Genomic DNA, 8,619 nt, shown 5'->3' with positions numbered 1-8,619 from the left:
CACTCGGCTTCTCACTCACTCCGCGCCCGGCTTCGTCCCTCAGCCGGGCACTCCGTTCGCTCGGCGCCTCGCGCTCTACGTGGCGGAGGGAGCGGATGCCGTGTTCCAGGTGCCACTGCAGGTAGGCGGCGACGAGGCCGCTGCACTCTACCCGGTGGCGGGACTCGCTCGCGTCGGCGCGCTCCCAGTCGCCGCGGAGCAGCGCGATCATCAGGCCGACCGTCGACTCCGCCGGGCTCGCCGACCCCGGTGGCCGGCAGGACCCGCACACCATGCCGCCCGCGGCGATCGCGAACGCCCGGCCCGTACGCTCGCCGCAGCGCGCGCACTCCTCCAGCGCCGGGGCGTACCCCGCGATGGCGAGGGAGCGCAGGAAGAACGCGTCGAGCACCAGGCGCGGGTCGTGCCCGCCCTCCACGAGCGTGCGCAGACCGCCGACGACCAGAAGGAACTGCCGCAGCGCCGGTTCCTTCTCGACCGGGGTGAGCTTCTCGGCGGTCTCCAGCATCGCGGTGCCCGCGGTGTAGCGCGGGTAGTCGACGGCGAGGCGCTCACCGTACGGCCGCAGCGTCTCGGCCTGCGTGACGAGGTCGAGCGAGCGGCGTTCGTACAGCTGCAGGTCGACGTGCGTGAAGGGCTCCAGCCGCGCGCCGAACCGCGACTTGGTCTTGCGCACGCCCTTGGCGGCGGCGCGGACGCGGCCGGTGCGCCGGGTGAGGATCGTCACGATGCGGTCGGCCTCACCCAGCTTCTGGGTGCGGAGCACGACGCCCTCGTCACGATAAAGACTCACCCGCCCATTGTCCCGCACCCGGCGTCCCGCCTGGACGCGAAGGACGTGACGAACGCGGGAACGCCGCGGAGCACGTGATCGTCCAATCCTTCGGGTTCCAATCGGTATATCTCAGGGGAGAGAACGTGACCTGTTTCTTCGACGCCTCGCACGGCCCGGGCAGCCAGCAGATCACGTGGTCGCCGCAGTGGGGAGCGCCGCGTCCCGTCCTCGCCTGCCCCGGGTGCGCACAGCGCTGGATCGACCACCTGCAGGGCCAGAACGGCTACCCGCAGCCGGGTTACGCGCAGCAGGGGTACCCACAGCCGGGCTACCCGCAGGACTATCCTCCGCAGCGACGTGGCTACGGCGCCGGCTCGGTGGTCGCGGCGGGCGCGGCCGGGTTCGTCGGCGGCATGATCGTCAATGAGATGTTCGACAACGACGAGGTCGTGGTCGAAGAACACGTCGACGTGGTCGAGGTCGTGGACGACTACAGCGACTACAACGGCGACTGGTGACAATCTTCAGCCACAGACTCTTTGTAGTTGATAATTAACAAACAGTGACCACATGCGGCCGGGTGGACAGTGGTGTGGATCACATTCATCGTGCAAATGTGCATTCATGAGATGCACGATCGTCCCACCACATGTCCTCCGCCATCTCGCGGAACAGCACGGTGACGAGCAGATACGCGAGCTCGTCCAGCGGACCCTCACGCTCGACCACACGCAACGCGACACGCGTATCGCCGCGCAGCTGATCGCCCAGGCGCCCAAGGCCACCGCGCCGGTCGCGGCGAACCGCACGATCCACGACGCCGGGCACAAGGAGACGCTGCCCGGTCCGACCGTACGGTCCGAGGGTGGCAAGGCGACGGGCGATCAGGCGGCCGACCAGATCTACGACTGGCTCGGCGTCACGTTCGACTTCTACAACGCCGCGTACGACCGCAACTCCATCGACGGTGCCGGCCTGCCGCTGGTCGCCTCGGTCCACTACGGCAACGACTACGACAACGCCTTCTGGGACGGCTCCCAGATGGTGTACGGCGACGGCGACCAGCAGATCTTCGCGACCTTCACCGGGCCGCTCGACGTGACCGGGCACGAGTTGACGCACGGTGTCACGCAGTACTCCGGCGGTTTGCAGTACGAAGGCCAGAGCGGCGCGCTCAACGAGTCGCTGTCCGACGTGTTCGGCTCGCTCGTCAAGCAGTACCACCTCGGCCAGACCGCCGACCAGGCCGACTGGCTCATCGGCCAGGGCATGTTCACCTCCGGGGTGCACGGCGTCGCGCTGCGCTCGATGAAGGAGCCCGGCACGGCGTACGACGACCCGACCCTCGGCAAGGACCCGCAGCCCGCCGACATGGCGCACTACGTCGACACCGACAGCGACAACGGCGGGGTGCACATCAACTCCGGCATCCCCAACCGCGCGTTCTACCTGGCCGCGACCACCATCGGCGGCCACGCGTGGGAAAAGGCGGGACGGGTCTGGTACGACACCCTCACCAGTAAAAAGGTGCCTACAACGGCCGACTTCGCGACATTTGCCAGCATGACGTATGCGACCGCGGGCAAGCTGTTCGGTGTGAACAGTACCGAGAGCGACGCGGTCCGCGAAGCCTGGGCGACGGTGGGTGTGAAGGCCGAGTGAGAGTGGCCGTCACCCGCAGCGGCGGGTTCGCCGGACTGGTCCGCCGTGCCGAGGTCGACTCGGCGGACCACCCGGCGGTGGCCGGACTGATCGACAATGTCTCCCTGGACGAGGTCCCCCAGCACCGCCCCCAGCCCGACCGGTACGTCTATGACATCCAGATAGGCGACCGCTCCGCCCAGGTCGGCGAGGCCGACCTCCACGGTCCCCTGCGCGAGCTCGTGGACCACGTCATGAGCCACGGCGACTGATCCCCTCTGCGCACGGCACTCGGAACAGAGCCGCCGCGAACCGCCCCCGTGGTGGAGGCCGCTCACGGCGGCTCAGGCGTTCAGAGTCAGCGCGTCGCGCGGTTGACCGCCGACAGCACGGCCTTCAGCGAGGCGGTGACGGTGTTGGCGTCGATGCCGATCCCCCACAGCACCCGCTCGCCGACCTGGCACTCGACGTACGCCGCGGCCCTCGCGTCGCTGCCCTCCGACAGCGCGTGCTCGGCGTAGTCCAGCACCCGGGCCTGGATGCCGATCGTGGCCAGGGCGTTCACGAACGCCGAGATCGGGCCGTTGCCGATGCCCTCGACCTCACGGATCTCCCCGTCGACGCGGACGTCGACGTTGAGCACGTCCTTCTCGTCGATCCGCGACACCGCGCGGTGCGCGAGGAGCCCGACCTTCGGCCCGTTCGTCAGGAACTCGGCTTCGAAGATCGACCACATCTGCTCGGGCGTGACCTCGCCGCCCTCGCCGTCGGTGTGCTCCTGCACGACGCGGGAGAACTCGATCTGCAGCTTGCGCGGCAGTTCGAGGGAGTGCTCGGTCTTCATGATGTACGCGACGCCGCCCTTGCCGGACTGGCTGTTCACCCGGATCACGGCCTCGTACGAGCGGCCGACGTCCTTGGGGTCGATCGGCAGGTACGGCAGCGCCCAGCGGTATTCGCCGACCGGCACGCCCGCCTGCGCGGCGTCGCGCTCCAGGGCGTCGAAGCCCTTCTTGATCGCGTCCTGGTGCGAGCCGGAGAAGGACGTGTAGACCAGGTCGCCGGCGTACGGGTGGCGCTCGTGCACCGGGATCTGGTTGCAGTACTCCACGGTACGGCGGATGCCGTCGATGTCGGAGAAGTCGATCTCCGGGTCGACGCCCTGGGAGAAGAGGTTCATGCCCAGCGTGACGAGGCAGACGTTGCCGGTGCGCTCGCCGTTGCCGAACAGGCAGCCCTCGACCCGGTCGGCGCCGGCCATCATCGCGAGCTCGGCCGACGCGACGGCGGTGCCCCGGTCGTTGTGCGGGTGCACCGAGAGGGCGATGTGCTCCCGCCGGGACAGGTTGCGGCTCATCCACTCGATCTGGTCGGCGTAGACGTTGGGAGTGGAGCGCTCGATCGTCGACGGCAGGTTGAGCACGATCTCCCGGCCGGGCTCGGGCTGCCAGACGTCCATGACCGCCTCGCAGACCTCCAGCGCGAAGTCCAGCTCGGTGTCGATGAAGATCTCCGGGCTGTACTGGTAGCCGAAGTCGCAGTCGCCGAGGTACTGCTCGGCGAACTTCATGACGTGCCGGGTGCCCTCCACGGCGAGGGCCTTGCACTCGGCCCGGTCGATGCCGAACACCACGCGGCGGAACAGCGGCGCGGTCGCGTTGTACAGGTGGACGGTCGCACGCGGCGCCCCGGCCAGCGACTGGACGGTGCGCTCGATCAGCTCCTCACGTGCCTGGGTGAGGACGGAGATCTGTACGTCGTCCGGGATGCGGTCCTCTTGGACGAGCCGGCGGACGAAGTCGAAGTCGGTCTGGCTGGCCGCCGGGAACCCGACCTCGATCTCCTTGTAGCCCATGCGCACGAGCAGGTCGAACATGGCCAGCTTGCGCGCGGAGCTCATGGGGTCGATCAGCGCCTGGTTGCCGTCGCGCAGGTCGGTGGACAGCCAGCGCGGCGCCTTGGCGATCGTCTTGCCCGGCCAGGTGCGGTCCGGCAGATCGACCGTGGGGAAGGGCGTGTACCGCCCGACAGGCATGGAACTGGGCTTTTGCTGATTCATAATGCGTGTTGCTCCCGGGAGAAGTGCCTGCGGCCGACGATCACGCCGAAGCCCCGCGACGAGGGAGCCGGCCTGTTACAGGCCCCCGTCGCGGCCGCTAAGGAGGAGCAGCTCACGCAGCACGCCGACCAAGCTAACAGACGACGCCCGCGTCATCACAATCCGGTCCCATCAGTTGAGACGGATGTGGCTCCGGCCCGCCTTTGGTGTTCACGCCGCGGTCCTGCTCTCCTCGTCCTTACCGTGGTCCTCACCGTGGTCCTCGCCGTGCCCGAGGGCCCGGCGGAACGGCAGCGCGAGCAGGAGCACGACCGCGACGAGGGCACCGCTGACCCAGACGGGCCCCCGCCCGGCCGGCGAGAGGTGCAGCGTGGCGGCGGCGATCACGGGGCCGACGGTGGCCCCGGCGTTGAGCGCGGCGGTGGCGTAGGAGCCCGCCATGGTCGGCGCTCCTGCGGCCTCGTACAGCACGCGCGCGATCAGCGTGCTCCCGAGGCCGAAGGAAAGTGCGCCCTGGGTGAAGGCGAGGATCAGCAGGGCGACGGGGTGCGGCGCGGTGAGGGCGAGGGTGACCCAGCCGCCGAGCAGCAGCAGCCCGCCGACCACGACGACCACGACGGGCCGCCGGTCGGACAACCGCCCGGCGACGGTGACGCCGACGAAGGACCCCAGGCCGAACAGCACCAGCACGACGGGAACCCACAGCGGCCCCAGCCCGGCGACCTCGGTGACGATCGGGGCGAGAAAGGTGAAGGTGGCGAACGTCGCGGCGTTGACCAGCGCACCCAGCAGCAGCGCGAGGACCAGCCGCAGGCGCCGCAACTCGACGAACTCCCGGCGAAGGCCCGGCCCCACACCCCCGCCCACCCCGTCCGGCCCAACCACCCCGTCCGGCCCGGCCAGCCTGTCCGGCCCGGCCGCCGCGTCGGGCCCGGTCGCCCCGCCCGTACCGGCCACCCCGTCGGGCCCAACCACCCCGTCCGTGGTGACCCCGCCGGTACCGGCGGCCCCGTATGTACCGGCCGCCCCGTATGTACCGGCCGCCCCGTCCGTTAGCGCCGCCACATCCCTTTCCACCACCAGCCCGTCCGTACCGGCCGCCCTGCCCGTTCCCCCCACCACATTCCGTTCCACCAGCCCATCCGTACCAGCCGCCCCGTCCGTACTGGCACGGGCTGACCCGTCCGTACCGGCCACCACGTCCCTTGCCACCAGCCCGTCCATACCAGCCACGTCCGTACTGGCCGCTACATCCCTTTCCACCAACCCGTCCGTACCAGCCACCCTGTCCGCACTGGCCGACCCGCCCGTTCCTCCCGCCACATCCCCTTCCACCAGCCCGTCCGTACCACCCACGCCGTCCGCACTGGTCAACCCGCCCGTACCGGCCGACCCGCCCGTTCCCCTCGCCACATCACTTGCCACCAGCCCATCCGTACCAGCCACGTCCGTACTGGCCGTCACATCCCCTTCCAACAGCCCGCCCGTACCACCCACCCCGTCCGTTTCCGCCGGCCCGTCGGTTCCCGCCACCGCGTCCCTTCCCGCTGGGCCATCCCGTCGTTCGGGGCTCGCCGGGACGCCGCGCGCGATGCCGAGGGCGGCGGGCAGGCACAGCAGCGTGATCGCCCAGAAGGAGGCACGCCAGCCGACCAGCGTCCCCACCAGGGCGCCGGCGGGGACCCCGGCGATGGTGGCTACCGTGGTGCCGGCCAGCAGGACGGCCAGGGCCCGGCCCTTCCGGCCGGAGGGGACCAGTTCGGCCGCCGTGGTGAGTGCGACCGCCAGGAAGCCGGCGTTGGCGAGCGCCGCGATCACCCGGGCGGCGAGGAGCACCGTGAAGTCGCCGGTGAGGGCGCCGAGGACGTGGGCGGCCTGGAAGAGACCGAGCAGGCCCAGCAGGCCGGACCGCCGCGGCCAGCGGCGCGCGAGCCCGGCCATGAGCGGGGCGCCGACGACCATACCGATCGCGAAGGCCGACGTGAGCAGCCCTGTCGTGGCGACCGGAACGCCGAGGTCCACGGCGATGTCGGGCAGCAGACCGGCGAGCATGAATTCCGACGTGCCCATGGCGAAGACCGCCACGGCGAGAAGATACAGAGCCAGAGGCATCGAGGACTCCGAGGTGAGGAGAGATCAAGGAAGACGTCTCGTCACCGCGGTCAGCCCGGCCGTACCCGCCCGCGGCGGGGCGGGACCGTTCGGGAACTCAGGGGTTCAGGGGGCTGACGGGTGACCGAAAGCCCCCACCCTGGATGCCTCTGGGCTCGACATGGCAGGCACGATAACTCAGGCGCGCCGCTCCGCGCACCGGGATTTTCAGGGCACCAGGACGCTCAGGCAGGTGACGCAGCCTTCGAGCTTCTCGAATTCGCCGATGTCGACGACCGCCACGTCGTAGCCCTCGGCGGCGAGCTGGTCGGCCGTACGCGGGGCTGAGGCGCCGACCAGCACCTGCTTCTCCCCCAGCACGACGACGTGCGCGCCGGCCGGCTCCTGGGCCACGCGAAGGTACGGCAGGGCCGAGGTGTCGACCAGTTCGGGGACGCCGATGAGCGATCCGTCCGGCAGCGCCGTCATCGCGGTCTTCAGGTGCAGGCAGTCGTGCAGCGCGACCGGCACCAGGCGGCGCCCGCGGGTGGCCACCTGCCGGGTCAGCTGGCAGATCGCGTCCTCGTTCGTACGGGCCGAGCGCCCGGCGTAGACGGTGTTGCCGACCTGCAGCACGTCGCCGCCGTCGAGAAAGCCCTCGTCGATCCGGGTGATCTCCAGGCCCAGTTCGGCGACCGTCCCCTCCATGGAGGGGATCTCCGGCACGCGCTCGGGCACCCGGGGCCGGCCGAGTACGGCCAGGTCGTCGCAGACCACCACCGTGTCCTCGACGAACACCCCGTCGGGCAGGTCGTCGGCCGGCGGCAGCCAGCGCACCCGCCAGCCCGCGGACTCCAGCGCCGCGACGTACGCCTCGTGCTGGCGCGCGGCGAGCTCCGCGTCGACCGGCGTGCGCTCGATGTGCGTGACGATGCCGTCTCCGAGGCGGGGGCTCGGGCGGCGTACCAGCGCGGTCCGCTCACCCATGGGTGCCTCCTCGCGCGTACGGGCGCGGCGTCGTGGCACTCACTCGCGCGCCGCCCCCTCCGTCGTGCTGATCACGCCGACGGCGTGCGCGGGCGTCATGCCGAGCCGCCCCGCGACCGTGTGCAGGGCCTGGCGCTCACCGGCACCGATCGCGCCGTCGGCGAGCGCGACGCGTACGACCTGGGCGAGGAACCATTCGCGCGCCTCGGTGGTGAGCTGGGCGCCCGCCTGGGCGATCACCTCGTCGGTGCCGTCCGGCGCCTCCTCCAGGTCGGCGGCCAGCGTCGCGTCGTCGAAGTCGGCCATGCCGTACTCGCGAACGGCCTCGATGGCACGGGCCCGCGCGGCCGAGTCGGCCGGGTCGCCCGCCACCAGTACCGCGCCCACCGCGGCCCGCATCGCCATCGGCAGGGCCGCCGCCATCTGCTGCGCGGTGGGCATGCGCAGCACGTCGAGGTTGAAGCGGCCGCGGCAGGTACCGCACTCGACGACCTCACCGACGCGGTTCAGCGGGATGACCGGGACGAAGAAGAGCGTGAACCAGCGGCGGGCGATCCGCTGGCGGTAGTGCCGGTCGCCTCCGCAGTTGGGGCAATGAAAGTCGCCCTGGCCGACGGTCCGGAAGAACACCGAGAGCCCGAAGATCAGCAACACGGAGGGTCTCCTTCTCTTTCAGGCAAGGCGCCCACTGGTATCGATCCTGCCGTATCCGTCCACCGGGCCGGAACCGTTCGCCGATTCCGCCCTCCCGAAGGATAGGCGGCCGGAACGGGTCCCCGGCCCCATCGTGATCGACCAAGGTCCGTCCAGGCGCGGGACTCCCACGGCGCAACGCATGAGCCGACCGTACGACCCGCGCGCCGGCGATGGCCGTGAGGAGCACCCCAGCAGCAAGGCTATCCCCCGCCGCACGGCCCGCCGCACGGCCCGCCGCAGGGCCGCCCGCCGCAACCGGGTTCCGGCCGCGCTAGGGAGAGAGTGCGTCGAAGTCCCGCCGCCCGGGACACTCCCCGCCCGGGACACTCCCCGCCCGGGACACTCCCCGCCCGGGACACTCCCCGCCCGG

7 protein-coding genes and 2 pseudogenes are annotated in these 8,619 nt (G+C 70.9%); 3 read left to right on the top strand and 6 right to left on the bottom strand.

All coding sequences use genetic code 11. The annotated features are described in order from the left end of the window. Positions 1-793 (bottom strand): DNA repair protein RecO (gene recO / locus ACFFNX_RS28750; protein ID WP_378208772.1); only part of this gene is annotated, 793 nt, incomplete at its 3' end. Positions 794-918: 125 nt separating this feature from the next. On the opposite strand from recO, the gene ACFFNX_RS28745 reads away from it, so the two are divergent. The 3 genes from ACFFNX_RS28745 to ACFFNX_RS28735 all read left to right on the top strand — a co-directional run bounded on the left by ACFFNX_RS28745 (position 919) and on the right by ACFFNX_RS28735 (position 2,688). After that, positions 919-1,293: a hypothetical protein gene (locus ACFFNX_RS28745; RefSeq protein WP_378208770.1), complete on the top strand. Its 375-nt coding sequence runs from the start codon at positions 919-921 to the stop codon at positions 1,291-1,293. A gap of 106 nt (positions 1,294-1,399) precedes the next feature. After that, entirely contained in the window at positions 1,400-2,437 is a 1,038-nt protein-coding gene (locus tag ACFFNX_RS28740) for a M4 family metallopeptidase (RefSeq protein WP_378208768.1), read from the top strand. After that, on the top strand, positions 2,434-2,688 hold the full coding sequence (locus ACFFNX_RS28735) for a protealysin inhibitor emfourin (RefSeq protein WP_378208766.1): 255 nt from the start codon (positions 2,434-2,436) through the stop codon (positions 2,686-2,688). Before ACFFNX_RS28740 ends, ACFFNX_RS28735 begins: the two co-directional genes overlap by 4 nt. 86 nt (positions 2,689-2,774) lie before the next feature. On the opposite strand, the gene leuA is transcribed toward ACFFNX_RS28735, so the two are convergent. The 5 genes and pseudogenes from leuA to ACFFNX_RS28710 form a co-directional block, all read right to left on the bottom strand. Next, positions 2,775-4,478 carry a 2-isopropylmalate synthase gene (gene leuA, locus ACFFNX_RS28730; RefSeq protein WP_378208791.1) on the bottom strand — a complete coding sequence of 568 codons (1,704 nt, stop codon included), beginning with the start codon at positions 4,476-4,478 and terminating at the stop codon, positions 2,775-2,777. Positions 4,479-4,685: 207 nt separating this feature from the next. Continuing rightward, a pseudogene (locus ACFFNX_RS28725) lies at positions 4,686-5,327 on the bottom strand (MFS transporter); the annotation flags it as partial. A 660-nt stretch (positions 5,328-5,987) separates the two neighbouring features. After that, positions 5,988-6,587 (bottom strand): annotated as a pseudogene (locus ACFFNX_RS28720) (MFS transporter); the annotation flags it as partial. 207 nt (positions 6,588-6,794) lie between these two features. Further along, positions 6,795-7,553: a dimethylargininase gene (gene ddaH, locus ACFFNX_RS28715; protein WP_378208764.1), complete on the bottom strand. Its 759-nt coding sequence runs from the start codon at positions 7,551-7,553 to the stop codon at positions 6,795-6,797. 39 nt (positions 7,554-7,592) lie between these two features. Next, positions 7,593-8,207 carry a zinc-ribbon domain-containing protein gene (locus ACFFNX_RS28710; protein WP_378208762.1) on the bottom strand — a complete coding sequence of 205 codons (615 nt, stop codon included), beginning with the start codon at positions 8,205-8,207 and terminating at the stop codon, positions 7,593-7,595. Positions 8,208-8,619: the final 412 nt, after the last annotated feature.

This window comes from Actinoallomurus acaciae, assembly GCF_042429965.1.
Taxonomy (GTDB): domain Bacteria; phylum Actinomycetota; class Actinomycetes; order Streptosporangiales; family Streptosporangiaceae; genus Actinoallomurus; species Actinoallomurus acaciae.
This window is presented reverse-complemented; position numbering and strand designations above follow the sequence as displayed.